This is a genomic window from Rhizobium sp. Nf11,1, assembly GCF_050587665.1.
Lineage (GTDB): Bacteria > Pseudomonadota > Alphaproteobacteria > Rhizobiales > Rhizobiaceae > Rhizobium.
The window spans coordinates 250,839-276,240 of the sequence record NZ_JBOBHU010000004.1; the positions used below are offsets into that span (position 1 = coordinate 250,839).

Genomic DNA, 25,402 nt, shown 5'->3' on the forward strand with positions numbered 1-25,402 from the left:
CATGGCACTTTTCACGCGATCGTGTCTGCTGGTGAGCCGATACCTGCGCCTCATCCTCTCGGCTGGAAAGACAATCCGCGCCGCAAACCACGACAGGCCCGCCTCCCGCATGATCAGCGGCGCGGATAATACCGGCAGGGAAAGTTCCCTATCCCACCGGCGGGCGCGCAGCTCAAGCTGCGCGGCGAACCGGCGCGCTGGCCAGCATGCATCCCGAGGGAACGATCATGCCGGCCGCGCCGTCAAGCCAGCCTTCGGTGAGCTCAAGCGCGAGAAAGCGCGAACGTTCGAACGGGCCCGGCATGACAAGATGGCGAGCCTTTTCGGCGAAGAAGCCGAAACGCTCGTAATAGGCGGCATCGCCGACGAGCAGGACGGCGCCATGCCCGCGGTTCTTCGCCTCGAGAATTGCCGCGCGCATCAGGGCCGAGCCGACGCCCTTGCCGCCGTGACGGCAATCGACGGCCAGGGGGCCGAGCAGCAGCGCGTTGATCGGCGTGCCTTCGGCGTTGACGCCGGCCTCGACGTTCCAGAGCCGTACCGTGCCGATCAGATGGCCGTCGCGATCACGCGCGACCAGCGCAAGTCCTTCGGCCGGAATGCGGTTGCGACGGATTTTCTCCGACGATTTCTTGCGGCGGTCAGTGCCCATGACGCGATCGAGCAGGTTTTCACGCGCGACGACATCCGACGGATTTTCGGCGTCGATGGTGAAAATGGAGGGCGCAAAGAATGCGCGGACAGAATCAAGAACAGCGGCCATCGTGGCCTCCCGCACTCAAAACCGTTTCAGACGGTGACTTCGGAAAATTGTGGATTTGCCGCCCCGGCTGGTTACGGGACTAGCAGAAACAAGACCTTAGATGACGTAGGCCTTCAGCGGCTCGAAGCCGTTAAAAGCGACTGCCGAGTAGGTCGTCGTATAAGCGCCGGTGCCTTCGATCAGCACCTCGTCGCCGATCGTCAGAGACAGCGGCAGCGGATAGAGGTTCTTTTCATACAGCACGTCGGCCGAGTCGCAGGTCGGGCCGGCGATCACGCAGGGCTCCATCTCGTCGCCGTCGCGCTCGGTGCGGATCGGGTAACGGATGGCCTCGTCCATGGTTTCGGCGAGACCGCCGAACTTGCCGATGTCGAGGAAGACCCAGCGGGCGTCGTCATTGTCCGACTTCTTGGAGATCAGCACGACTTCCGCCTTGATGACACCGGCATTGCCGACCATGCCGCGACCCGGCTCGATGATCGTCTGCGGGATCTGGTTGCCGAAATGCGTGCGCAGCGCCTGATAGATCGACTTGCCGTAAGCTTCCGCGGACGGAACGTCGCGCAGATACTTGGTCGGAAAGCCGCCGCCCATGTTGACCATCTGCAGGTGGATGCCCTGCTTGGCAAGCTGGACGAAGACACGCTTGGCATCGGCCAGAGCCGAATCCCAGGCATCGACCTTGGTCATCTGTGAGCCGACATGGAACGAGACGCCGTAGGACTGCAGGCCGAGCTGATGGGCGTAGACGAGAACGTCGACCGCCATCTGCGGAACGCAGCCGAACTTGCGCGACAGCGGCCATTCGGCGCCTTCGCCATCAGTGAGCACGCGGCAGAAGACACGGGCGCCGGGAGCGGCGCGCGAGATCTTCTCGACTTCCTCGTGGCTGTCGACCGCAAAGAGGCTGACGCCGAGCGCGTGCGCGCGAGCAACGTCACGCTCCTTCTTGATCGTGTTGCCATAGGAGATGCGGGCAGCAGTCGCACCGGCTTCGAGCGCCATTTCGATTTCGGCAACGGATGCGCAATCGAAATTGGAGCCGAGGCCTGCGAGCAGCTTCAGCACTTCCGGAGCCGGGTTGGCCTTGACGGCGTAGTAAATGGCGCTATCCGGCATGGCGTGACGGAAGGCGTGGAAATTGTCTCTGATAACATCGAGGTCAACCACGAGGCAGGGACCGTCGGGACGTCGGGTTGCGAGAAAGTCGCGGATGCGCTGGGTGGTCATTTCAGTTCCCTCTTCCAATTCCAGAGCTCCGGCATGAACCGGAGGACAAAGGGCATACGAGAACTCGCATTGGAACCAGCCGGTGGAGACCCCGGAACCATAGCAAGCGCTCGATGCGCGGATAGTGAACCAACGCCGCGGACGCGGTGTAAGTTCGGCTTTGTCTGCCATGGATTGGAGGGAGAGTCCCAACCGCACTTCCGGCAATGATGGTGTGCCTCTTCAGTAACCCCCACTGATGGAAAGCAGGGAGAGAACAAAAAGGCCCGCACCGTCGTTGCTTCAGGCGTCCTCGCATTTTCCGGTTGGCCGGAATAGCGACTGGAGGGGTTAATTCCAGGTACCTTACCGATTTCCTCACCAATTCGAGGGTTCGGCGGACACCCATGGGCACGTGCGACTTTGGGCTGCCTGGGAGATAAGAATATTCGCCTTCATAATCAAGCGATTTTTTGATCCTGTGGGCAAAAAAATAATTGAACAGCACGGGCCAATTTGTTCAATGTTCCGAAACAGTTCTAGGAAAGCACCATGGATACCTTGACGCGCATACGCGCCTTCATCGATGTCGTCGAGGCTGAGGGCTTTTCCGCCGCCGCCAGGCGCACCGGCCGCTCAAAGGCTCTGCTGTCCAAATATGTGCGCGAACTGGAAGACGAGCTCGGCGCACTGCTGCTCAACCGCACCACCCGGCAGTTCTCCATGACGGAGGCCGGCCACACCTATTATCGCAGCGCCTCCGATATTTTGAAGGAGATCGACAACCTTGCCGATCTCGTGCGCGAAAACAATGCACAGCTGAAGGGACGGTTGCGCGTCTCCGTCCCCCGCACCTTCGTCGACGCCGACGTCGGCCAGTCGCTGATCGATTTCGCCGGCGAGAACCCGGACCTTGCGCTGGAGATCTCTGCCGATGACCGATTCGTCGATCTGATCGAGGAAGGATTCGACGTGGCGATCCGCATCAGCAAGCTCGAAGATTCCGGCATGATTGCCCGCAAGATCTCCGATTTCCGCGTCCACCTCTGCGCCACCCCGGATTTTCTGGAGCGCCATCCCGATCTGGAGCATCCAAGCGACATTTCCAATCTCCCCTTTATCGTCGACACCAATTCGCGCACCCAGGGCAGCATCCGCTTCCACAATCCTGACAACACAACCTTCGCCGTCGCCGTCTCCGGGCCGATTGAGGTCAACAGCCCGCACGCGACGCTGCGCGCAGCGCTTGCCGGCATCGGCATCGCGCTTATTCCCGATTTCATCGCCCGCAAGCCGATCGAAAGTGGCGAGCTGGTGACGCTATTCAACGATTACATCCCGACCGACCGCGGCATCTACGCCGTCTATCCGCACCGTCGATACCTGCCGGCCAAGGTGAGGATCTTTGTCGATTACCTGCACAATTGGTTCAGGAAGTATCCTTGAGATCTGCACGGCAGGAGCTGTCCGGTCGGACGATGGAGCGGTGCCGATGGGGACTCACCGACAAACCGGTCCCAATTCCGTCCCAATTTCTGGCAAGAACTCGGGTCGAGCGAATAAGGCAGCGGGACGCATGAACAAATCCATACCATTGATCACCGCGCTTCTTTCGCTGGCGCCGGCCGCCGCCTTTGCGCATCCGCACATCTTCGTGGAGGCGCGGCTCGAAGTCGTGGCTGGCGCTGACGGCAGCGTCGAGGAACTGCGTAATGTCTGGCGCTTTGACGAGGTCTTTTCCTCTTCGGTCGTCATGGATTTCGACAAGAACACCGATCTGAAGCTGGAGCCGAACGAACTCGCGCAGGTCGGCAAAACGGTGAAGCAATCGCTTGCCGATTACGATTATTACATGAACCTGACGATCAACGGGAAGAGCATCACCGTCCAGCAGCCGGACATCATCCATGTCGACTATAAGAACGGCCAGCTCCTGATGTTCTTTGCGGTCAAGCCGGCGGAGAAGATGCCGCTCAAGGGCAGGCTTACCTTCGGCGTCTACGATCCGACGCTCTATACGTCGATTGATTTTCCCACAGACAACGAGCTGGCAACGGTGGGCGACGGCTTCAAGGCCTGCAAACACCAGGTGGTAAGGCCGGATGCCGACGAGGTGATATCGCAAAACAAGCAGTCGCTGACGGACGCCTTCTTCAACGACCCCACCGGCACCAACATGTCCAAACTCTTCGCCACACGGCTGGAGCTCACATGCTGATCAAACGCCCGTCCCTCATCCTTTCCGCAGCACTGCTCGCGCTCCTGACGGCGGCAAGCCTCGCCCACGCGCAATCGCCGCTCGGCATCGGCACGGCCGAACCGAGTTTTCAACCGACAGGCGGACCGTTTGCGCCGCTTTTGCTCTACGTGAACTATGAACAGCAGGCCTTCTACAGGGCGCTGACTGGTGCGCTGAAGGGCATGCGCGAAGATCCGTGGCAGCTGACATCGCTGATCGGCCTTTCCTTCGCCTACGGCGTCTTCCATGCCGCCGGCCCCGGTCACGGCAAGGCGGTCATCTCCTCCTACATGATCGCCAACGAGGTCGAGCTGAAGCGCGGCGTGGTTATTTCCTTCATTTCGGCTTTCATTCAGGGCGTCGTCGCCATGGCGCTGGTCGGCGGCGCCTGGCTGGTGCTGCGCGGCACCGGGATTACGCTGACGACAGCCACTCATGCCATGGAAATCATGAGCTTCATCATGGTCATCCTCTTCGGTGGCTGGCTGCTGTTCCGCAAACTGCGTTCGATGGCAAGCCATCTGCCGCGCCGCCGGCTGGTGGCGACGTCGGCCGGTCCGGTGTCCATGATGCTGGAATGGAAGGATAACGCAGCCGAACGCCAGTCCTATGCCTTCAACGGCAAGGCGCAGGCCGTGAACGCCGGCCACAACTTCGTTCCCGGCATGGCCTGCGAGACCTGCGGCAATACGCACGTGCCCGATCCGGCCCTGCTCGCCGGCGACAGGTTCAGCGTCCGCGAGGCCTGGTCGGCGATCGTAGCCGTCGGCCTTCGACCCTGCTCCGGGGCTTTGCTTGTCATGACGTTCTCGCTGCTGAACGGCCTCTATCTCGGGGGCGCGCTTTCGGTCGCTGCCATGTCGCTCGGCACGGCGATCACGGTTTCCGTGCTCGCGACGCTTGCCGTCACCGCCAAGAGTGCGGCGGTCCGCCTCTCCGGACGCGGCTCGACGGCTTCCGTCTGGGTTGGCAACGCCATTGAAATCCTCGGCGCCCTGCTTGTCATCCTGATGGGCGCCGTCCTGCTCGGGGCCTCACTGCAAGGGTAGATTATTTTCCTCTGTGGCGCTGATAGCGCGCCCGCAGCCAGAAGACCGCAAAAAACGCCATGATCAGGCAGAAGCCGACTGTAATTCCCAGCGTCGGCGAGAAATTGCCGATCCATAGAACGATGGTCGGCAGAAAATAGAGGACGATGCCCGCGCCGAGCAGGATGACAGCGGCGGCGATCGCCTGCGAGCGGCTTTCCGGGCTCACGCGAGCCGTTCCTTTTCCAGATCCGCACGAATATCCTGCAGGCGGCGGATCTGTTTGCCGGCCGCGTCAAAATTTTCGGGGGAAAGCCAGGCCTCGAAAGCATCGTTGATCAGCGGCCATTCGGCGTCGATCATCGAGAACCAGGCGGTGTCGCGATTGCGATGCTTGGAGATCATGTGCTGACGGAACACTCCTTCAAAGCTGAAGCCGTAGCGCAGTGCCGTCGCCTTGCTCGCCTCGTTCTTGTTGTCGCATTTCCATTCGTAGCGGCGATAGCCGAGGTCCTCGAACACATGTTTGGCCATAAGGTAATGCGCTTCGGTGGACAGCGGCGAACGGCTCATCTCGCGACCATGAGCCACGCCGCCGATTTCGACGACACCGTTTGCCGGGTCGGCGCGCATGTAGTTCGCCATGCCGACGACCTTGCCTGTGGCGTTGTCACGGAAGATATGGGTGAGCCAGCCGGACTTGGTGTAGACGCTTTCCAGCCAGTTGGCGAAATCCTCGATACCGGAGAAGTCGTCTTGCGCGAAATAAAGAAGCAGCCGGTTGATGCCCATGCCGCCGAGCCCGTCCCACAGCGCCTCGAGATGTTCTTCGCGACGATAGGGCTCGACCGTGACGAAACGGCCTTTCAGCGTAACCGGCTTCGGCGCCGGGCAGCCCTTGAAATTTGCAAGATCGCGCATGTTCACTCCCCTATTCCAGAGCCTTCCCCGGATAAATTGGCGAAAGCGTCAATTTATCCGGGGAAGGCTCCGGGAGTGGATAGGCCAGTCGCCCGATAAAGGCAACCGGCCTGGATGTCACTGTGACAAGGTCGTCTTGGCGGATGACACCGTCGCCTCGATATGGTCGACCAGCTGATCGGCGAGGCCGAGCCGGCCGGCGAGCAGATCGAGATAACCGCGCTCGGCGCGCGAATCCGGATCGATGGTCAGCCGCGAGGCGGTGTAGAGCTCGACGCGCTGTTCTTCCGTGACCGCCGCAGCCACGAGCGCGTCGATATCCGTCGGTGACGCAAGTTCGCCCTCGATGAAAGCAGCGGCCTCGCCGCTGACGTCAGCGGCCTTGATCTTGTCCATAATCAGGGCGCGTTCGGCGTCGTCGATATGGCCGTCGGCCTTGGCTGCGGCGATCATCGCCCGGATAAGCACCAGCACGAATTCGTTGCTGCCAGCAGGCGATGCCGGTCCGAAACCGGATTCGACGGGCGGCGGCAGCAGCACTGGGTTGTTCGCCGACGGCGCATCCGAGGGGGCCGCGGGCGCTTGGCCCGACTGATAGTTCTTGTAGGCCTGATAGCCAAGGCCGGCGATAGCGGCAAGACCGCCGATCGCCAATGCATTGCCGGCGATACTGCGACCGGTCTTGGTGCCGAGAAGTACGGCTGCGATCGCGCCGGTCTTCATTGGATTGTTCTTTGCCGTCTGTATAGCCCCGTCCGCTCTGTCGCGGACTGAACCGCCGAGACCCGGCACTTGCGAACCCAAGAACTGGTCGAGAAGCTTCTTTGCGTCGAACATTCCTCGTCGTCTCCCTGTTTGAGGCCGGAGGAGAACATAGGTTTGCGACGGCTGAAATACAAATATTGGGCGTGGGGGCTGTGCCTGGCGCTCATACCCCGCCCATGCAACCTCAGGCCTTCAGCGCGGCGGCCTCAGTCGCAAGCTTGGTAATGCCGGTCCAGTCGCCGGCTGCGACCATTTCCTTTGGCGCAACCCACGAACCGCCGACACAGACGACGTTCGGCAGCGAAAGATAATCCCTGGCGTTCTTCAGCGAAATGCTGCCGGTCGGGCAGAACAGCGTGCCGGCGAGCGGCGAAGAGAGTGCCTTGAGATAAGCGGCGCCCCCGGCCTGCTCAGCCGGAAAGAACTTCAGCACCTGATAGCCTTCCTCACGCAGCGCCATGACTTCACTGGCGGTCGCAGCTCCCGGAAGCAGCGGCACGTCGGAATCGGCGGCGGCATCAATCAGCTCCTGCGTCGTGCCCGGGCTGACGATGAACTTCGAGCCGGCCTCGACAGCCGCTTGCCAATGGGCGGCATTCAGGATGGTGCCGGCGCCGACTTCGGCGCCCTCGACCTCGGCGGCGACGGCTCGCACGGCATCGAGTGCCGCCGGCGTGCGCATGGTGATCTCGATTGCTTTCAGGCCGCCTGCGACGAGCGCGCGGGCCAGCGGCACCGCCGACCTGGCATCGTCAACGATCAGAACCGGAACGACCGGCTGGAGTTTCAGGATGGAAAGGAGCTTCTCTGTTTTCTCGCCCATGGTTGCACGACCTCCTTGAAACGATTGAAATTTGCATTCCGAATAACGCCCTCGCCGAACCTTGTCGAGATAAAACCCGGCTGCGTGAGAAGAAGGGTATGAAATGCCTGGAAATTGGTCTACCGTGCGGCGATCGTCACAAAAGGTTCACCGACATGGCGAAAGAGATCGAGCGGAAGTTTCTTGTACGCGGCGATGGATGGCGTTCCGCCGTCGAGAGCAAGTCTGTCCTGAGGCAGGGTTACATCGCCTCGATGGACGACCGTTCCGTTCGCGTTCGCACCCTCGACGGCAGGAAAGCGAAGCTGACGATCAAGATTGGCCGCAGTGCCATCACCCGTGACGAATTCGAATATGACATCCCGATTGCCGATGCCGAGGAGCTGTTGCAGAGCGCGATCGGCGTCGTCATCGAGAAGACGCGCTACCGCGTCCCGCATCAAGGCTTCGTCTGGGAAGTCGACGTCTTTGCCGGTGAGCATCGCGGACTGGTGATTGCCGAAGTTGAGATGACGGCAGAAACTGACAAACCCGTCCTGCCCGCCTGGCTTGGCCGCGAAGTGACCGGCGATTTCCGCTACTCCAACCAGGCCCTTGCCACAGAATACGGGCACGACAGGCATGGCCTATCGCATTCGGCCTGACGACGATTTCACCGAGGCATTCAGGAGCGTCGCGACTGAGCAGCTGGAAGGTGCCATTACCTTTCTCGAAGAGCGGCCGGACGGTGCGCACGAGGCAATCCATTCCTTCCGAAAAAACCTGAAGCGATTGCGCTCGCTCTACCGGCTCGTCGCGCGCGAGTTGCCTGATTTCCAGAAACAGGAAAATGCAAGACTGCGCGATGCCGCGCGCTCGCTTTCGGCGATCCGCGACGCTGCCGCGCTCATCGGCACCGCCCAATATTTGCAGCATTCAGCCCGGGGGCAAGAGGAAAGCGAGGCGCTCGGCCGGATCGTCACCATTCTCGAGGGGCGCCGCGACTGGATGGCGGATGCCGAGAGCGGCCTGCAACAGCGGCTGATAGAAGCCCCAGGCGTGCTGAAGGAGGCAATCGCGGCTTTGGATGGCATTTCCTTCGATGGCAGCCACCGCAAGAACGCACGCATGCTGGCGAAGAGCTGGCGCCGCACCGCGCGCAAGGCAAAGGCGGCACTTGCCAGATGTCACGGCGATGCATCGGCCGGGGATTTCCATGATCTGCGCAAACGCACCTACGATTATCGGCTCTACCACGCTCTTTTGCGCGACATCTGGCCGACCGCGATGAAGGCCAAGCGCGATGCGGCCAAGGAACTGGTCGAGGATCTCGGCCACATCCATGACCTTGCCGTACTCTGTGAGCTGGTCGAAGCCGAGCCGCAGCTCTTCACCCGCAACGACGATCTGGCGCATCTTCTTGACGCGATCATCTTCCGCCAGCAGGAAGACCGGCGGCACGCCCTCCTCAAAGCCGAAACCGTCTTCGCCGATGATCCCGATGAGGAATCGGAGCGTATCGAGCTTCTCTGGCTGACGGCTGCGAATTGAGCGATGGGCAGGCGCGATCCCGAAGACGGTAGGCCGCCTGCGCGGAAGGCAATTGCGCGAACGGTCAATTTTCTGTATTTCCCGCCCATGACCGACAGCCTGACACACACCAGCCCGTTCCTGGTAGCGGCGCTCTACCATTTCGTATCCGTGCCGCGCTTTGCCACCTTGCAGGCCCCGCTGCAGGCGCTGTGCGAGGAAAACGACATCAAGGGAACGCTGCTTCTGGCGCATGAGGGCATCAACGGTACGATCGCGGGACCGGATGCCGGCATTCACGCCGTGCTCGCCTTCCTGCGTGCCCAGCCGGAATTCGCGAGCCTGGAGCACAAGGAAAGCCGCGCCTCGAAAATGCCCTTCCTGCGCATGAAGGTGAAGCTGAAGAAGGAAATCGTCACCATGGGCGTCGAGGACATCGACCCCAATAAGACTGTCGGTACTTATGTGGCGCCCCGGGACTGGAACGCGCTGATCTCCGATCCCGATACGATCGTCATCGACACCCGCAACGACTATGAGACGGCAATCGGTACCTTTCGCGGCGCGCTCGACCCCAGGACCAAGACATTCCGCGAATTTCCTGATTGGGTGCGCCGGAATACGGGGCTGCACAACAAGCCCAAAGTGGCCATGTATTGCACCGGCGGCATACGCTGCGAGAAGGCCACCGCCTTCATGAAGGCCGAGGGTTTCGATGAGGTCTATCATCTAAAGGGCGGCATCCTGAAATATCTGGAGGAAGTGCCGCAGGAAGAAAGCCTCTGGGAGGGCGCCTGTTTCGTCTTTGATGAGCGTGTATCCGTCGAACACGGCCTAAAGGAAGGCGAGCACCGGCTGTGCCACGCCTGCCGCAACCCGATCACGTCAGAGGAAATTGCCTCGCCGCTTTATGAGGAAGGCGTTTCCTGCAGCCACTGTTATCACACGAGGACAGAGGAAGACCGGCTGCGCTACCGTCAGCGGCAGCATCAGATCGCGCTGGCGAAAAAACGCGGCCAACGGCATATCGGCAGCTGATGAGTTCGCGCCCCGGGAATTTCGCCGTCAGGCCGCGCCGAGGCGGCGCCGGGTTGATTGCTCCGCAGTACGAAGCTCGTTCAGCATCTCGGTAATTCGCTCGGCCGCCAGAGGCTTTCCGAACAAATAGCCCTGCAGACAGTCGCAGCCGAACAGGCGCATGGCGACCGCCTGTCCCTCGGTCTCGATGCCTTCCGCCGTCACCGGGATATCCAGCGAGCGGGCGAGCGCCACCGTTGCCTGCAGCATTTCGCGCTGGCGCTTGTCCTCGTTGACGCCCATGACCAGTGAGCGGTCGATCTTGATGCGGTCGAAGCCGAACTGTCTGAGATAGCCGATCGAAGAGAAGCCGGAACCGAAGTCATCGAGCGCCACTTTAACCCCCAGCCCCTTCAGCCGTTCAATCGACTGGCGAGTGCGCTGCGGATTCTGGATCATATAACCTTCGGTGATCTCGAGCGTGATGCGGCTGGCCTCGATCTCCGTCTGCTTCAACACGTAGCGCACATAGTCGGTGAAGGCGGGATTGCGGAACTGGCCGGGCGAGACATTGACCGAGACGTTCAGTTCCGGCCACTGCTTGGCCGTTTCGCAGGCCTTGCGCAGCACGAACAGGCCGAGCGATTCAATGAGGCCGCTGGTCTCGGCGATCGGAATGAACACCTCGGGCGAAACCGGGCCGTGTCCCGGACGGTTCCACCGTACCAGCGCCTCGACGCCGGTCAGCGCATGCGTCCCCGCATCGACCAGCGGCTGATAGGCAAGCGTCAGGTCACCGCTTTCAATGGCGATTCTGAGATCGAGCTCCAGCGCATTGCGCTGCTGCCGGTCCGCATCCATCGATGGATCGTAAAGCGTCATCCGCGCACGGCCCGCCTCCTTCGCCTTGTACATGGCAAGGTCGGAACGGCGCACCAGTTCCTCGCGATCGATTGCACCGGCAGGCGACATGGCGATGCCGATGCTGGCGCCAACGACGACAACACGGCGACCGATCTCCAGCGGCTCGACGAGAAAATCAAGGATCTGCTCGGCAAGGTGGAGGGCGGCAGCGTTCTCGGCATCGGAGAGAAAGGCGATCGCAAATTCATCCCCGCCGATGCGGGCGAGAACTGCGCCTTGCGGGATCAATACTTTAAGGCCGGCCGCGACCGCGCGGATCAACTGGTCGCCGGTGCCGTGTCCATAGCTGTCATTGACTTCCTTGAAACCGTCGAGGTCGAGATAGAGGAGCAGCACGTTGCGTTTGCTCTGGCGCGCTTCGAGGACAAAACGATCGACGGCGAGCCCGAGGCCGTCGCGATTGGAAAGGCCGCTCAGCCTGTCGCGCAGCGCCTCTTCGCGCGCGCTGTTTTCCTCCGCCTTCAGGCGTCGGCCGGCCAACCAGCCGATGGCCAGCAGCACCACGAAGAAGAGCCCAACGAGACCGAGTGCCTGGATGACCATCGGCCGCACCTGCGCGTAGGCGATATTGCCGGGTGAGCGAGAATTCCAGACGAGCTTGCCGATCGTTGCCCCCGACGGATCGACGATAGGTACGAGATATTCGGCCGCGAAATTCGGCGGCGCCAGCCTCAGTCCGGCGATCACATAGGTCTGCCCGAGCCCGGCCACCCTGTCGTCATCGAGATGGCGGGCGAAAATAAGATAACGGTGCTGCCCGGCGGGCGCATCAAGCGCGCCGGATTTCTTCCGCACCAATGCCACGCCGACAGCGGCAATGCCGCGTTTGCTGGTGATGAAACCGACCGCCTGGGGCGTCTCGACCGTGCCGGCCGCCTTGACCACGTCGAACAGTTTCCACAGCGAGGGCGCGAAGAAATCCGCGGGCGGCTCCTCCATCGGCTTGCCATCGCGATAGGCCATGATCGAGTTCTTCGCATCATCGACAAGGATCGCCATGTCGAAAAGCGAGCTGTTGACCGACATCTCGCCGTAGTTGCTGACCGTCCACGCCATGCCATCGGACGCATAGACGTTGGCAGCGGCATCATCCCAAGCGGCATAATCGTCGAGCGTCGCGCCGAGCTGATCCTCGAAGGTCTTCAACGCGCCGATCGTCGTTTCGCGTGAGCGCTCGTCGTCAAGGACATTGGCGTTCTCAGCGACGCGTTCGAGTGCCGTCAACACCATGATGGTGGCGACCGCGACGATGACAGCAAAGGAGAACAGCACGCCCGTGACGGTGATGTGACGGCCTATGGCCGATCCCCTGCCCTGCAATTTTGCGAGTATTTGCATTCCGGCTCCCTGACCAGCGGAGTTTGCCAGTCAAGGGTTCAGAAACGTTTAAGCAACTGCCTGTTGCAGCTTTCCGCCGGTCTATTTTTTCAGTTTGTTCTGCTGAGCCGGCATGTGATTGCCTTTCGGAAATTCTGCCGCAAGTGCGCTATACCATTTGCCGCTCTTCTTCACCGTGCGGACCTGCGTTTGGTAATCGACATGGACGAGGCCAAAGCGCATACGGTAGCCTTCGGCCCATTCGAAATTATCCATCAGGCTCCAGGCGAAATAGCCGCGCATGGGGTAACCGTCCTTGATGAGGTCGGCCACGACGTCGAGATGATCGCCGAGATAATCGAGACGCATCGTATCGTCGACCTCGCCATCGACAACACCAGTATTGTCGCAGGCGCCGTTTTCGGTGATGTAGCATTCCGGCAGGTCATAGCGGCGATAAAGGTTCTCGACCAGGAGCTTCAACCCCGGCGCATAGATTTCCCAGCCGATATCGGTCTTGATGTCACTTCTCGGTGGCGCTTTCACCGTCCAGGGGAAATCGCCTTTTCGTTCGGCATCGTCGACGACGCGCTCGGGCGTGTAGTAATTCAGACCCCACCAATCGAGCTTCTGGCTGATGAGCTTCAGATCGCCGTCTTCGATGACGGGCATGCGGTCACCGAGCGCCTCGACGAATTCCTTCGGATATTCGCCTTTGAAGACGGGATCGAAGAAGGCGCCGTTGTGGAACTGATGCGCACGTTCGGCGGCGGCAAGATCGGCCGGGCTGTCGGAGCCCGGGATGATCGAGGCGGCGTTGAGCACAAGCCCGACCGGCACATTGGGAGCTTCCGAACGGATTGCCTCGACGCCGAGTCCGTGGGCAAGATTCATGTAATGCATGGCGTGAAGGGCAGCCTGCATATTGCGCTCACCCGGAGCATGGATACCGTAGAGGTGGCTCAGCCAGACGATGCACCAGGGCTCGTTGAAGGTGGCGACGGCATCGAGGCGGTCGCCGAGGCGGCTCATGACAGTCTTGGCGTATCGCTGAAAGGCATAGGCAGTTGAGCGCGCCGTCCAACCGCCATCGCCCGCGAGCAGCAGGGGCAGGTCCCAATGGTAGAGCGTCGCGAAGGTCTTGATCCCGCGCGCCTTGCAGCCGTCGACCAGCCGATCGTAGAAGTCAAGGCCCGCCTCGTTCACGGGACCCGTGCCCTCCGGGATGATACGCGGCCAGGCAATGGAGAAGCGATAGGCTTCGACACCCATCTCCTTGATGAGATCGAGGTCGTGCTCCAGGCGGTTATAGTGGTCGCAGGCAACGTCGCCGTTGTCGCGATTGTAGACGCGGCCGGGCATGTTGCAGAAAGCATCCCAGATAGACGGCTTGCGGCCATCGGCTTTACCGGCGCCCTCGATCTGGAAGGCGGCGGTGGCAACACCGAAGGTGAAATCACCGGGAAAGCGGCTTGCAAGCGTCTTCGCATCGATCATCTGTAAATCCTGTCTCTCAGCATCTGAATTGACCGTGGGGCTCGGATTTAGCCAAGCCGGCAAGCAAAGTACAGGCCCGGCAGCAGAAAAACTGCAACGTTACAGTATAGGCTGCCGAGCGGCGGAGACTGCGCAAGCCAGCCGCTTCGACTTGCCGCGTTTTTCGCCTCCGATTGCTCTCATAACGCGAATGTCAGCAGTCGTGACTTGCTGCCGAGCCCATGATCCCTACACAGCGAAGGCATCGCCAAACATGAAAGGAACCCAATGCTCTCTTCAATCCATCTGCTGCAGCCGCATCTGCTGAGCCTGCTGCGCATCGTCTCGTCGCTTGTGCTTTTCAACTATGGAACGCAGAAGATCCTGCATTTTCCGGCCGCGGCAAGCGTGCCGCCGATGGGCTCGCTCTCCTGGATTGCCGGACTGATCGAACTCATCCTCGGCTTCCTCGTCCTGGTGGGATTCCAGACCCGCATCGCAGCCTTCGTGCTCTCAGGGCTGATGGCATTCGCCTATTTTATCGGCCATGCGGGCAAAAGTTTTTATCCCGCCCAGAACGGCGGCGTCGCTGCAATCCTGTTCTGCTTCGTGTTTCTCTATCTGGTGGCGGCAGGCGCCGGCCCGCTCAGCGTCGATAACCTGCTGAAGCGTGGCCGCGCTGCTGCCTAATGACCATAAGCAAAACGCCGAGGCGACCTGAGCCCACCTCGGCATTTTCCTCGAGCCACGCCGATCGGTAAACTCAGACCTTGACCCATGCGCCGTTTTTCTTCGAAGAGGCAACGCAGGCTTCGACGAAGGCCACGCCCTTCACGCCGTCATCGACGGTGGGGTAGACCACAGCCTTGTCGACAGCCTTGCCCTTCTTGCGGGCGTTGATCGCATGTGCGGCTTCCGTATAGATCGTCGCGAATGCCTCAAGGTAACCTTCCGGATGCCCCGACGGCACCCGCGAAACACGACCGGCCGCCCCTCCGGCGCCGGCGCCGCCGCGGGTGATCAGCCGCTTCGGCTCGCCGAACGGCGTGTACCATAGATAGTTCGGGTCCTTCTGGGTCCATTCCAGCCCGCCCTTGGTTCCGTAGACGCGAACCATCAGGCCGTTTTCATGGCCGGGCGCCACCTGGCTGCACCAGAGCATGCCCTTGGCCGGCTTTTCCGCGCCCTTCGCCTTGAAACGCAGCATGACATGAGCATTGTCATCAAGCCGGCGGCCGGGAACAAAGCTGTCGAGATCGGCAGCCAGGCTGTCGAGTTCCAGGCCAGTTATGAACGAAGCGAGATTATAGGCATGCGTGCCGATATCGCCTGTGGACCCGCCGACGCCGGACTGGGCCGGATCGGTGCGCCAAGCCGCCTGCTTTTGGCCGGTCTGTTCGACCGCTTCCGTCAGCCAGTCCTGCGGATATTCGGCCTGAACCACTCTGATATCGCCGAGCTCACCGTTCGCGACCATCTCGCGCGCCTGACGGACCATCGGATACCCGGTGTAGTTGTGCGTCAGCACGAAGAGCGCGCCGCTCTCGTCGGCCACCTTCTTCAGCTTCTTCGCGTCCGCAAGGTTCGATGTCAGCGGCTTGTCGCAGATAACATGGATGCCGCGTTTCAGGAATTCCTTGGCCGCGTCGTAATGCACATGGTTCGGGGTAACGATCGCGACCGCCTCGATGCCGTTCTTCAGCTTCGCCTCGCGGATCGCCATTTCGCGGTAGCTGGAATAGGTCCGCGACGGGTCGAGTCCAAGGTCGCGGCCGGACTGAACCGCCTTCTCAGGCGTCGACGACAATGCGCCGGCGATGAGATCGTACTGATCGTCGATGCGGGCTGCGATGCGGTGCACCGCACCGATGAACGCGCCCGCGCCGCCGCCCACCATCCCCAGCCGGATGCGCGGCTCGCGTGTCTGTTCCGATGATGCTTCGATTGCCATTCTTGTCCTCCTGAAATTTAACCTGGTGCGGATGCGCGCCCCTCATCCGGCTGCCGCCACCTTCTCCGCGCTCGCGGGGAGAAGGTGATATGCCGCGGTGTTTACGCCCACCTCGACGGCCGGTGCGGCAAGTCCCCTCTCCCCGTCAGAACGGGAGAGGGTTAGGGGCAGCCTCACGGCACGTCTTTTTTAAAGCCCGAGCATCCGCCGATTGGCCGCCTGGTCCGTGCCGCCGGCCGCGAAATCGTCGAAGGCCTTTTCCGTGACGCGGATGATATGTGCGGCCACGAATTCGGCCCCCTCCCGGGCGCCGTCCTCCGGATGTTTCAGCGCACACTCCCATTCGACCACAGCCCAGCCGTCGAAATTATTGGCCGTCATCTTCGAGAATACCGCACCGAAATCGACCTGACCGTCGCCGAGCGAGCGGAAGCGGCCGGCGCGTTCCACCCAGCCTTGGTAACCGCCATAGACGCCCTGGCGCCCGGTCGGATTGAACTCCGCATCCTTGACGTGGAACATCTTGATGCGGTCCTTGTAGATGTCGATGTTCTCGAGATAGTCGAGGCATTGCAGGATGTAGTGCGAGGGATCGTAGAGCATGTTGGCCCGCGGATGGTTCTTCACCCGTGCCAGGAACATCTCGAAGGTGATGCCGTCATGCAGGTCCTCGCCCGGATGGATCTCGTAGCAGACGTCGATCCCGTTCTCATCGGCATGGTTGAGGATCGGCGTCCAGCGGCGGGCAAGCTCGTCGAAGGCCGTCTCCACCAGACCGGCGGGACGCTGCGGCCAGGGATAGATGAAGGGCCAGGCGAGCGCGCCGGAGAAGGTCGCATGCGCCTTGAGGCCGAGGTTTTTCGATGCCGTCAGCGCCATCTTGACCTGCTCGACCGCCCATTCCTGGCGGGCTTTCGGATTGCCGCGCACCTCGGGGGCCGCAAAGCCGTCGAATGCTTCGTCATAGGCGGGATGAACGGCAACCAGTTGGCCTTGCAGATGGGTCGAGAGCTCAGTGATTTCGATGCCGTTTTCGCGGGCCTTGCCAGCGAACTCGTCGCAATAATCCTTGGAGGTTGCTGCCTTTTTCAGATCGATCAGCTGGCTCGCCCAGGTCGGAACCTGAACGCCCTTGTAACCGATGTCGGCCGCCCATTTGGTGATCGCGTCCCAGGAATTGAAAGGCGCGGTATCGCCCGCGAACTGGCCAAGGAAAAGGCCGGGACCCTTGATCGTCTTCATGTCAGATTCCTCCCTGAATATCGACCGTAAACGTTTCTGAAGAACTTGTAACACGCATTTCGGCGGGAGCAAGGTGCCTCCTCGCACTTGCCGCCGGCGTGGCGCGAGGCCAGATGCGGTATGGCTGCGACCTAATCATGATGGGCTGTGGCGGGCAAGAGGTACGTGCAGCATTTTCGCCGTCCGCCAGGTGAGGGCATAAAAATGCGCCCATCCTTGCGAATGGGCGCACCTGCCCGATCAAGTGATCAGAACGGAGAATCCGGGAAGTAGAAGTTCTTGGCATTCTCCTTGGTGACGAGCGTCGCGTCGAGGATGTAGTTGCCGTGAACCGGGACCTGGTCGTAGAGTGCCGCCGCCGTCAACTCCATTGCCGTGCCGACCATTGCCGGGGGATAGAGAACGTCGACCGGGATCAGCTTGTCGCCGTCCATGACCTTCTTGACCATGTCCTTGGAGCCGGCGCCGGCGACGACATATTGAATGTCGGTGCGTTTGGCCTGCTCGATCGCCTGCAGAACGCCAACGGCCATATCGTCGTCCTGGCACCAGACGACGTCGATCTTCGGGTACTTCGTCAGGTAGTCCTGCATCACCTTGAAGGCGTCGTCGCGGTTCCAGTTGCCGTACTGGCGGTCGAGAACCTTGACCTTGGAGCCGGCGATACCCTTGTCGAAGCCGTCCTGGCGCTGCTGGTCGATCGGGATCGGCAGACCGCGGATAACGACGACTTCGGCTTCCGGCGTCTTTTCGGCAATATATTTGCCGGCGACTTCACCGAGGGCAGGGTTGTTGCCGGCGACGTAAAGATCACGCACGGAATTGTCGTTATTCGACGGCGCGCGGTCGACAAGTGCTACGAACTTGCCCTTGTCCTTGACCTCCTTGATGGCGTTGACGAGCGGATCCGGATCCGACGGCAGGATGACGAGCGCATCGATGCCTTGCGTATCGAGGTCCTGCACGGCGTTTGCCTGCGTCGCGGCATCCGGCGAGGTCTTGACGATGACGTTCAGGCCCGGATGTTCCGCCATCAGCTTCTTGGCAATACGCTCGGCATGGAACACGACGCCGGAGGTCCAGCCGTGATCGGCGGCCGGAATGGATACGCCGATCGTATAGTTCTTGTCCTGGGCGTAGGCTGCGCCGGCAAAAGCCACCCCCGCAACCGCCAGACCCAACATGAGCTTGCGCATGCTATTTCCTCCCAAAAATATCAGGGACTTGTCCAATCCGAGCCGGGTGCCCTGTCAAGCCCGGCCAATCCGAGAAGTTCTTTGTCTTAGGATTTGCGAACCAGCGACCGCTGCACCAGCATGGCGATGATGATGATTGCACCCTGGATCGCGCCGATGAGATACTCGCTGATGAAGTTCGACAGCAGCATGATGTTGCCGACGAGTTCGAGAATGAAGGCGCCGCAGATGGTCCCCCAGACCCGGCCGGCACCGCCCTTGAGCGCCGTGCCGCCGACGACGACGGCGGTGATGGCCTGCAACTCCCACAGGATGCCGGTCGTTGCCGAGGTGGATCCGAGACGCGGCACATAGAGCAGCACGGCAATCGCCACACAGAGGCCCTGGATGACGAAGGCAATGGTGCGCACGCGGTTGACCGCTATGCCCGAATAGCGCGCGACGTCGCTGTTCGAACCGACAGCCACGACATGGCGGCCGTAACGGGTGCGATAGAGGATGAAGGCTGCAATCGCGGTGACGACAAGGATCACCACGATCGGCACGGGAATACCGAGAATATTGCCGAAATAGGCCGGACGGTAGAGCGTCTGGATTTCACTCGAGCGCAAGGTGATCGCGCCGCCCTGCGACAGCCAGGTGGTCAAGCCGCGATAAATGCCCATTGTGCCGAGTGTGGCGATGAAAGGCTCGATCTTGCCGACGGTGGTGATGAGCCCGTTTGCGAGGCCGCAAAGAGCCCCGGCAATCACCGTAAAGACCACCGCGGCCGTCAGCATCAGCACCGGATCGGCAATGACGCCCGAATTGATCAGCAGGATCATCAGGCTGGCGACGAAGGCGACCATCGAGCCGACGGAAAGGTCGAGATCTCCGGCCGAGATCACGAAGGTGGCGCCGACCGCGATGATGGCGATGAAAGCGCAGCGTGTCGCGACGTTGGCAAGATTGGTGATGCCGATGAAATTCGGGTTGACCAATGCGCCGACAATCAGGAGCAAGGCCAAGGCGGCAAACGGTGCAACCGCGCGCAGATCAACGTCACGCCAGGACCTGCGCCGGATCGCCCTGGTCTCCTCGTTAATGCTCATGTCCAAAACCAACCTCCCGTCCCAGTTCGTCTGGGCATCCTATCTATTGTCCGCGTCGGCGAAGTCTCGCTCCGCCTCACGCAGCCACCTTCTTTTTGAGCCCGGCGGCGTAACGCATGATCTCCTGCTCGGAAATCTCGTCGCCCTCGAGCACGCCGACAATCCGTCCTTCGCGCATGACGGCCACTCTTGTGCAGAGCCCGATGACTTCGGGCATTTCCGACGAAACGACGATGATTGATCGGCCGTCGCGGGCGAGCGCCGAAATGAAATGATAGATCTGCTGCTTGGTGCCGACATCGATGCCGCGCGTCGGCTCGTCGATGATGATGATGTCGGGATCGGTCTCCATGACCTTGGCGAGCAGCAGCTTCTGCTGGTTTCCGCCCGACATGCGGCCGGCGACGATATTGGTGTCGCGAACCCTGATGTCGAAGCGGCGCTTGGCTTTTGCCAGTGCAGCCGCCTCGCTGCTCGGACTGAGATAGCCGTGGCGCGAATGTCTTCCGAGCGATTGCAGCGTCAGATTGGTCGCCATGCCGGAGCGCAACAGCAGACCCTTCGACTTGCGGTCCTTGGTCATATAGGCAAGACCGCAGCGATTAGCCGCGTGCACGTCGCCGGAGGGGACCGCTTGCCCCTTGATGACCACCTCGCCCTCGAGGCGGGGCCGCAGTCCGGCAATCGCCTCCATCAGTTCGGTACGGCCGGAGCCGATCAGGCCGGAAAAACCGATGATCTCGCCCTTGCGCACTTCGAAGCTCGCATCCCTGACATAACCGGTCGACACCGAAGCGACGCTGAGGACGATCTCCTCGTCGACATCAGGCTCGACCTTGGCGGGATAGAGGCTGGAAAGTTCGCGGCCGACCATCAGCTGCGCGATCGATTCCCCGTCCAGGATTGATGTCGGCGACGTCTTGATCCATTGGCCGTCGCGCAGCACCGTCACCCGATCGGTCAACTCCATTACCTCGTCGAGCTTGTGGGACACGAAGACGAAGCTCGTACCCTGGTCGCGGAGCTTGCGGACCTGCTTGAAAAGCATATTGGTCTCTTCCCGCGACAGCACGGCGGTCGGCTCGTCCATGAAGACGACGCGCGCATCGCGGCTGATCGCCTTGGCGATCTCGACCATTTGCTTGTCGGCGATGGAAAGCGTGCTGATCAAGGCATTCTCATCGACATGCGAACCGAGCACGTCGAGAACCTTGCGGGTCTCGGCGCGCATATATTTGCGGTCGAGCACTCCGAGACGCGTGACTTCGCGACCGAGGAAAAGGCTCTCCGTCACGGTCAGATGGTCGGCGAGGTTGAATTCCTGGTGAATGATGACGATGCCGAGCGCTTCCGCAGCGCCATTGGGCGGCAGCACCACAGGCTTGCCGTCGAGCAGGATCTCGCCCGAACTCGGCTGCTCGAAACCCGACAGCACCTTGACAAGCGTGGATTTGCCGGCGCCGTTTTCGCCCATGAGCGCATGGATTTCACCGGCGCGGAGATCGAAGTTGACGCTGAAGAGGACCTGCACGCCGCTGAAGGATTTGCATATGCGCCTGGCGGACAGCACCACGGGTGCGGTGTCGGCGATCTCCACGGTCATTATGCCCTCCCCTAGAGCGCCGCACCCCGGCAACGCTCCATTTTGAACTAGCGCACATTTTCCGTCTGAAAACCGCCTCAGGCCTCAAACGGGCACGCGCATGCGGCTCCCATCCGCTTCGAGCCTTATGTAAACCTTTACATCAACCATGTAAAGGTTTACATCGTGGATTAACACAGATCAGTTGACGCTTGCCTTTGACCTCTCGACAAGTCCGTGTAGTGTCGCGGCGAAGACAGCCTTAAGGCAGAGCCCAGTGTCGAATTCCACGCCCGCAACAATCGAAGATGTCGCCCGGATCGCCGAGGTCTCCATCGCGACGGTCTCGCGGGCGATCCACACGCCGGAAAAAGTCGCCAACTCGACGCGGCTCAAGGTCAATCAGGCGATCGCCATCACCGGTTATACGACCAATGCCATGGCCCGGAGCCTGAGACTCGGCCGCTCCAACATGATCCTCGTGGTGGCGCCCGATATCGGCGATCCCAATTTTTCCAATATTCTCGTCGGACTGGAGAACGAGGCCCGGGCCCACGGCTACGGCGTCCTGATCGGCCACACCCAGAACGATGCCCAGCGCGGCCTGGAATATCTGAAATTCTTCAACTCGAACCAGGCGGCCGGGCTCATCCTCTTCACCGGCATCCTGCCCTTCGGTCATCAGACCATGACGGCGCGGCTGCCGCCGAGCGTCGGGGTTTTCGAACCGGTCTTCAACGGCGGTATTCCCTATGTTGGCGTTGACGATACCGAGGGCGCTCGGAAAGCTGTCGACCTGCTGCTGGCCGAAGGGCATCGCAAGATCGCCTTCATCGGCGATTCCCGCACCCGGCTCGCCTATACCAGGCGCCGCATGGGTTATGATGCCGGTCTCGACGCTGCTGGCGTCCCGCCCGACTTGAGGATCGTGCTCGAAGGCGACGGCACGATCGAAAGCGGACGGCATGCGGTTGAACAGCTTTTCATGCGCGACACGCTTCCCACAGCCTTCATGTGCGTGAACGACCAGACGGCGATCGGCGTCATGATCGGGCTCGGTGCACGCGGCTATGATATTCCGCGGGATTTCTCGGTGACCGGCTTCGATGACGTGCCGCAGGCCGTCTTCATATCCCCGTCGCTGACGACGATCCGCCAGCCGAGGACGGCGATCGGCAAGCAGGCGATGGCGCTGCTGCTGGAACTTCTGTCCGACGGCCAGCCGGCCGAGACGGAAATCCTGCTGAGGCCGGATCTCGTGGTGAGAAACTCCGTCTCCGCGCCCTCACGCAACTGGTTGAAGCGCTGAACGGAGATAGAATAGCCGACCACAAAAAGCGCCGGCGACCGATGGCCGCCGGCGTCCATCATCAAACGTAACGGTTGACGATATTCTCGAGCAGTTCCTGCTTGCCGGATCTCGGCTGCGGATTGACATCCTTGGTCTCGACCCAGTTGGTGATCTCCTCGAGCGAATACTCGCCGCGGAAGAGCTTCTGCGCCTCGGCCGATTCCCAGCCGGCGTAACGATCGGCGAGCGGCTGCGACAGAGCCTTGTCCTCGATCATCTTGGCAGCCGCCTTCAGGCCACGGGCGCAGCAATCCATGCCGCCGATATGGCCGATCAAGAGGTCTGCCGGGTCGAGCGACTGGCGACGCAGCTTCGCGTCGAAGTTGGTGCCGCCGGTTTTGAAGCCTCCGCCTGCCAGAACGTGGTAATAGGCAAGCGCCATTTCCGGAACATTGTTCGGGAACTGGTCCGTATCCCAGCCGGACTGGTAGTCGTTGCGGTTCATGTCGATCGAGCCGAAGATCCCGAGCGCATTGGCGAGCGCCAGCTCGTGCTCGAAGGAGTGGCCGGCGAGGATCGCATGGCCCTGCTCGATATTGACCTTCACCTCGTTTTCGAGACCGTGCTTCTTGAGGAAGCCGTAGACGGTCGCGACGTCGTAATCATACTGATGCTTGGTAGGCTCCTGCGGCTTCGGCTCGATCAGGATCGTGCCCTTGAAGCCGATCTTGTGCTTATATTCGACGACGAGGTTGAGGAAACGGCCGAGCTGGTCGAGCTCGCGCTTGAGGTCGGTGTTGAGCAGCGTCTCGTAGCCTTCGCGGCCGCCCCAGAGCACGTAGTTCTCGCCGCCGAGCTTCTGCGTGGCGTCGATGCAGGTCTTGACCGTCGCGGCTGCGAAAGCAAAGACGTCCGGATCAGGATTGGTCGCCGCACCCGACATATAGCGGCGGTTGGAGAACAGGTTCGCCGTGCCCCAGAGCAGCTTGGTGCCGGTCGCCGCCTGCTTTTCGGCGAAATAATCGACGATCTCGTTGAGGTTCCTGGTGTTCTCGGCAAAATTCTTGCCCTCCGGGCGCACGTCGGCGTCATGGAAACAATAGTAGGGTGCGCCCAGTAGCGAGAAGAATTCGAAAGCGACATCGGCCTTGAGTTTGGCCGCCTTCATCGAGTCTTCGAACCACGGGCGCAGGAAGGTCTGGCCGCCGAAGGGGTCGCCGCCCGGCCAGGTGAAGGTGTGCCAGTAGGCTACCGCAAAACGCAGATGGTCTTCCATGCGCTTGCCGAGGACGATCTCGTCCGGCTGGTAATAGCGGAAGGCCAGCGGATTGGTGCTGTCCGGGCCCTCATATCTGATCTTCTGGATATCGCCGAAAAATCCGGTGCTCATGTTGGGGTCTCCTTGGGTTCGTCGTTCAGTCTTATCGTTCGTGCCATACAGCCCCCTCATCCGCCTGCCGGCACCTTCTCCCCAAGGGGAGAAGAGACTTGCCGCAACGTTTGCAGCTCTTTCAAAGCCGTCGCTGCGGGCTCCGCCTCTCCCCTCGGGGGCGAGGGCAGGGTGAGGGGACCGCTGGCTCAAACTCTCAATGCGCCAGCGACTTGATCGCCGGATAGAGCGCCCGGTAACGCTTGTAAGCATCCTCATAAGCGCCCTTCAGCGCCGCGACCGGTTCGATCGTGCCCGCCGTCATTGGCGGCGTGCAGACGGTGATCGGATCCGCACCCGTCGCCGCGATCAGACCGAGACGAGCGGCGCCGAAGGCCGCGCCGAAATCGCCATCAGCCGGCAGGTCGACAGGAAGGCCGAGCGCAGTGGCGATCGACTCCAGCCAATAGCGGGAGCGCGAGCCGCCGCCGATTGCCGTAACGCGGGAAATGTTGGTGCCGGCAGAGCGCAAAGCTTCGAGATTGTCGCGGATGGCGAAGGCCACCCCTTCTAGAACGGCCTGAGTGAGCACGACGCGGCTGCTTTCATGCTCCAGCCCGAAGAAGGCGCCGCGGATCACGGCGTCATTGTGCGGCGTACGCTCGCCGGAGAGATAGGGCAGGAAGGTGACGCCGGAAGGCGCCTTCACCCTCTCGCCAAGTTCGCCTGTGAGTTCGGCAGCGGATTTGCCGGTCACACCGGAGTGCCAGTTGAGGGCATCCGTGGCCGACAGGATGACTCCCATCTGGTGCCAGGTGTTGGGCAGCGCGTGGCAGAAGGCATGCACGGCGCTTTCCGGCTTCGGCAGATAGGAGCCGTTGGCCGCAAAAAGCACGCCCGAGGTGCCGAGCGAGACGAAGGCCGCGCCGTCGCTGACCGTACCCATGCCGCAGGCCGATGCAGCATTGTCGCCTGCGCCGCCGGCGACGACGACGGTGCCCGATATGCCCCATTGCGCCGCGAGTTCGGACCTTAGTCTGCCGGCCTGATCGGTGCCTTCGACGAGCGCCGGCATCTGCTCCTTGGAAAGGTTGGTGGCAGCAAGCAGTTCGGACGACCAGCCGCGCTTTCCTGTATCGAGCCAGGAGGTGCCCGCCGAATCCGACATTTCGGAGATATATTCGCCGGTCAGCCAAAGGCGTAGATAATCCTTCGGCAGCAACACCTTGGCAATCTTGGCGAAGACCTCAGACTCATGCTTCTGAACCCATGCGAGTTTCGGCGCAGTGAAGCCGGGGAAGACGATGTTGCCGGTCAGCGCACGGAAGCGCGGATCGGCATCGAGTGCCGCCGCCTCGACATGGCTGCGCGTGTCGTTCCAGAGGATGCAGGGGCGTAGCACCTTGTCGGAAGCATCGAGCAGGGTCGCGCCGTGCATCTGCCCGGAAAGACCGATGCCCTTGACTGCGGCAAACTCCTTTGGATGTTTCGCCTTGAGCCCGGCGACGGCCTCCTCGGTCGCGCGCACCCAGTGAGCCGGTTCCTGTTCCGACCAGCCGGAATGCGGGCGCGAGACATCGAGCGCGCCGTTGGCCGAACCGACGATCTTCTGGTCGCCGTCGATCAGCATCGCCTTGACGCCGGAGGTTCCGAGATCGAGACCGAGATACATGTGGCATTCTCCCTTTG

Annotated in this window: 23 protein-coding genes; 8 read left to right on the forward strand and 15 right to left on the reverse strand. The window is 61.4% G+C overall.

What is annotated here, in order from left to right:
• Window positions 1–172: 172 nt before the first annotated feature.
• Together ACQ7C1_RS08975 and odc2 are read right to left on the reverse strand one after the other, a co-directional pair.
• On the reverse strand, window positions 173–763 hold the full coding sequence (locus ACQ7C1_RS08975) for a GNAT family N-acetyltransferase (protein WP_097597209.1): 591 nt from the start codon (window positions 761–763) through the stop codon (window positions 173–175).
• A 96-nt stretch (window positions 764–859) separates the two neighbouring features.
• Entirely contained in the window at window positions 860–1,993 is a 1,134-nt protein-coding gene (gene odc2 / locus ACQ7C1_RS08980; RefSeq protein WP_085779503.1) for an ornithine/lysine decarboxylase, read from the reverse strand.
• A gap of 531 nt (window positions 1,994–2,524) precedes the next feature.
• Between odc2 and ACQ7C1_RS08985 the strand changes: the two genes are divergently transcribed.
• The 3 genes from ACQ7C1_RS08985 to ACQ7C1_RS08995 all read left to right on the forward strand — a co-directional run bounded on the left by ACQ7C1_RS08985 (window position 2,525) and on the right by ACQ7C1_RS08995 (window position 5,260).
• Window positions 2,525–3,418, forward strand: a complete 894-nt coding sequence (locus tag ACQ7C1_RS08985) for a LysR family transcriptional regulator (protein WP_430958023.1) — start codon at window positions 2,525–2,527, stop codon at window positions 3,416–3,418.
• Between the two features lie 130 nt (window positions 3,419–3,548).
• Entirely contained in the window at window positions 3,549–4,190 is a 642-nt protein-coding gene (locus ACQ7C1_RS08990; RefSeq protein ID WP_097597208.1) for a DUF1007 family protein, read from the forward strand.
• Window positions 4,184–5,260, forward strand: coding sequence for a nickel/cobalt transporter (locus ACQ7C1_RS08995; protein WP_430958024.1), 1,077 nt, complete (start codon window positions 4,184–4,186; stop codon window positions 5,258–5,260). Before ACQ7C1_RS08990 ends, ACQ7C1_RS08995 begins: the two co-directional genes overlap by 7 nt.
• Window position 5,261: 1 nt before the next feature.
• Here the strand turns inward: ACQ7C1_RS08995 and ACQ7C1_RS09000 are convergent, their stop codons facing one another.
• The 4 genes from ACQ7C1_RS09000 to ACQ7C1_RS09015 form a co-directional block, all read right to left on the reverse strand.
• Window positions 5,262–5,468 carry a hypothetical protein gene (locus ACQ7C1_RS09000; RefSeq protein ID WP_085779506.1) on the reverse strand — a complete coding sequence of 69 codons (207 nt, stop codon included), beginning with the start codon at window positions 5,466–5,468 and terminating at the stop codon, window positions 5,262–5,264.
• Window positions 5,465–6,160: a GNAT family N-acetyltransferase gene (locus ACQ7C1_RS09005; protein WP_430958025.1), complete on the reverse strand. Its 696-nt coding sequence runs from the start codon at window positions 6,158–6,160 to the stop codon at window positions 5,465–5,467. The genes ACQ7C1_RS09000 and ACQ7C1_RS09005 overlap by 4 nt, the downstream gene beginning before the upstream one ends.
• Before the next feature lie 117 nt (window positions 6,161–6,277).
• The gene (locus tag ACQ7C1_RS09010) at window positions 6,278–6,997 is read right to left on the reverse strand and encodes a tellurite resistance TerB family protein (RefSeq protein ID WP_430958026.1); all 720 of its coding nucleotides are present in this window, start codon (window positions 6,995–6,997) and stop codon (window positions 6,278–6,280) included.
• 112 nt (window positions 6,998–7,109) lie between these two features.
• Window positions 7,110–7,748, reverse strand: coding sequence for a 2-dehydro-3-deoxy-phosphogluconate aldolase (locus ACQ7C1_RS09015; protein ID WP_430958027.1), 639 nt, complete (start codon window positions 7,746–7,748; stop codon window positions 7,110–7,112).
• Between the two features lie 155 nt (window positions 7,749–7,903).
• Here ACQ7C1_RS09015 and ACQ7C1_RS09020 point away from each other — a divergent pair, with 155 nt between their 5' ends.
• From ACQ7C1_RS09020 to ACQ7C1_RS09030, 3 genes are all read left to right on the forward strand, one after another.
• The gene (locus tag ACQ7C1_RS09020) at window positions 7,904–8,392 is read left to right on the forward strand and encodes a CYTH domain-containing protein (protein ID WP_221112661.1); all 489 of its coding nucleotides are present in this window, start codon (window positions 7,904–7,906) and stop codon (window positions 8,390–8,392) included.
• Window positions 8,370–9,278 (forward strand): CHAD domain-containing protein, encoded by a 909-nt coding sequence (locus tag ACQ7C1_RS09025; protein ID WP_430958028.1) that lies wholly within the window; start codon window positions 8,370–8,372, stop codon window positions 9,276–9,278. Before ACQ7C1_RS09020 ends, ACQ7C1_RS09025 begins: the two co-directional genes overlap by 23 nt.
• 87 nt (window positions 9,279–9,365) lie before the next feature.
• Window positions 9,366–10,295, forward strand: a complete 930-nt coding sequence (locus ACQ7C1_RS09030) for a rhodanese-related sulfurtransferase (protein ID WP_430958029.1) — start codon at window positions 9,366–9,368, stop codon at window positions 10,293–10,295.
• 27 nt (window positions 10,296–10,322) lie between these two features.
• On the opposite strand, the gene ACQ7C1_RS09035 is transcribed toward ACQ7C1_RS09030, so the two are convergent.
• Window positions 10,323–12,536 (reverse strand): putative bifunctional diguanylate cyclase/phosphodiesterase, encoded by a 2,214-nt coding sequence (locus ACQ7C1_RS09035; protein WP_430958030.1) that lies wholly within the window; start codon window positions 12,534–12,536, stop codon window positions 10,323–10,325.
• A gap of 81 nt (window positions 12,537–12,617) precedes the next feature.
• A complete protein-coding gene (locus ACQ7C1_RS09040) occupies window positions 12,618–14,012 on the reverse strand; it encodes a GH1 family beta-glucosidase (RefSeq protein ID WP_430958031.1) in 1,395 nt (464 codons plus the stop codon).
• Between the two features lie 267 nt (window positions 14,013–14,279).
• On the opposite strand from ACQ7C1_RS09040, the gene ACQ7C1_RS09045 reads away from it, so the two are divergent.
• Window positions 14,280–14,681, forward strand: a complete 402-nt coding sequence (locus ACQ7C1_RS09045) for a DoxX family protein (RefSeq protein WP_430958032.1) — start codon at window positions 14,280–14,282, stop codon at window positions 14,679–14,681.
• Window positions 14,682–14,754: 73 nt separating this feature from the next.
• Here ACQ7C1_RS09045 and ACQ7C1_RS09050 read toward each other — a convergent pair whose 3' ends face one another.
• From ACQ7C1_RS09050 to ACQ7C1_RS09070, 5 genes are all read right to left on the reverse strand, one after another.
• Window positions 14,755–15,942 carry a Gfo/Idh/MocA family protein gene (locus ACQ7C1_RS09050; RefSeq protein ID WP_430958033.1) on the reverse strand — a complete coding sequence of 396 codons (1,188 nt, stop codon included), beginning with the start codon at window positions 15,940–15,942 and terminating at the stop codon, window positions 14,755–14,757.
• Window positions 15,943–16,131: 189 nt separating this feature from the next.
• On the reverse strand, window positions 16,132–17,184 hold the full coding sequence (locus tag ACQ7C1_RS09055; protein ID WP_430958034.1) for a sugar phosphate isomerase/epimerase family protein: 1,053 nt from the start codon (window positions 17,182–17,184) through the stop codon (window positions 16,132–16,134).
• 248 nt (window positions 17,185–17,432) lie between these two features.
• Window positions 17,433–18,380 (reverse strand): substrate-binding domain-containing protein, encoded by a 948-nt coding sequence (locus tag ACQ7C1_RS09060; RefSeq protein WP_011426857.1) that lies wholly within the window; start codon window positions 18,378–18,380, stop codon window positions 17,433–17,435.
• A gap of 86 nt (window positions 18,381–18,466) precedes the next feature.
• Window positions 18,467–19,471 (reverse strand): ABC transporter permease, encoded by a 1,005-nt coding sequence (locus ACQ7C1_RS09065; protein WP_085860497.1) that lies wholly within the window; start codon window positions 19,469–19,471, stop codon window positions 18,467–18,469.
• Window positions 19,472–19,547: 76 nt separating this feature from the next.
• Window positions 19,548–21,074 (reverse strand): sugar ABC transporter ATP-binding protein, encoded by a 1,527-nt coding sequence (locus ACQ7C1_RS09070; protein WP_097597196.1) that lies wholly within the window; start codon window positions 21,072–21,074, stop codon window positions 19,548–19,550.
• Window positions 21,075–21,330: 256 nt separating this feature from the next.
• Here ACQ7C1_RS09070 and ACQ7C1_RS09075 point away from each other — a divergent pair, with 256 nt between their 5' ends.
• The gene (locus ACQ7C1_RS09075) at window positions 21,331–22,362 is read left to right on the forward strand and encodes a LacI family DNA-binding transcriptional regulator (protein WP_097597195.1); all 1,032 of its coding nucleotides are present in this window, start codon (window positions 21,331–21,333) and stop codon (window positions 22,360–22,362) included.
• A gap of 61 nt (window positions 22,363–22,423) precedes the next feature.
• Here ACQ7C1_RS09075 and xylA read toward each other — a convergent pair whose 3' ends face one another.
• Window positions 22,424–23,734 (reverse strand): xylose isomerase, encoded by a 1,311-nt coding sequence (xylA, locus tag ACQ7C1_RS09080; RefSeq protein ID WP_430958035.1) that lies wholly within the window; start codon window positions 23,732–23,734, stop codon window positions 22,424–22,426.
• Window positions 23,735–23,930: 196 nt separating this feature from the next.
• A complete protein-coding gene (gene xylB, locus ACQ7C1_RS09085; RefSeq protein ID WP_430958036.1) occupies window positions 23,931–25,385 on the reverse strand; it encodes a xylulokinase in 1,455 nt (484 codons plus the stop codon).
• Between the last annotated feature and the right edge of the window lie 17 nt (window positions 25,386–25,402).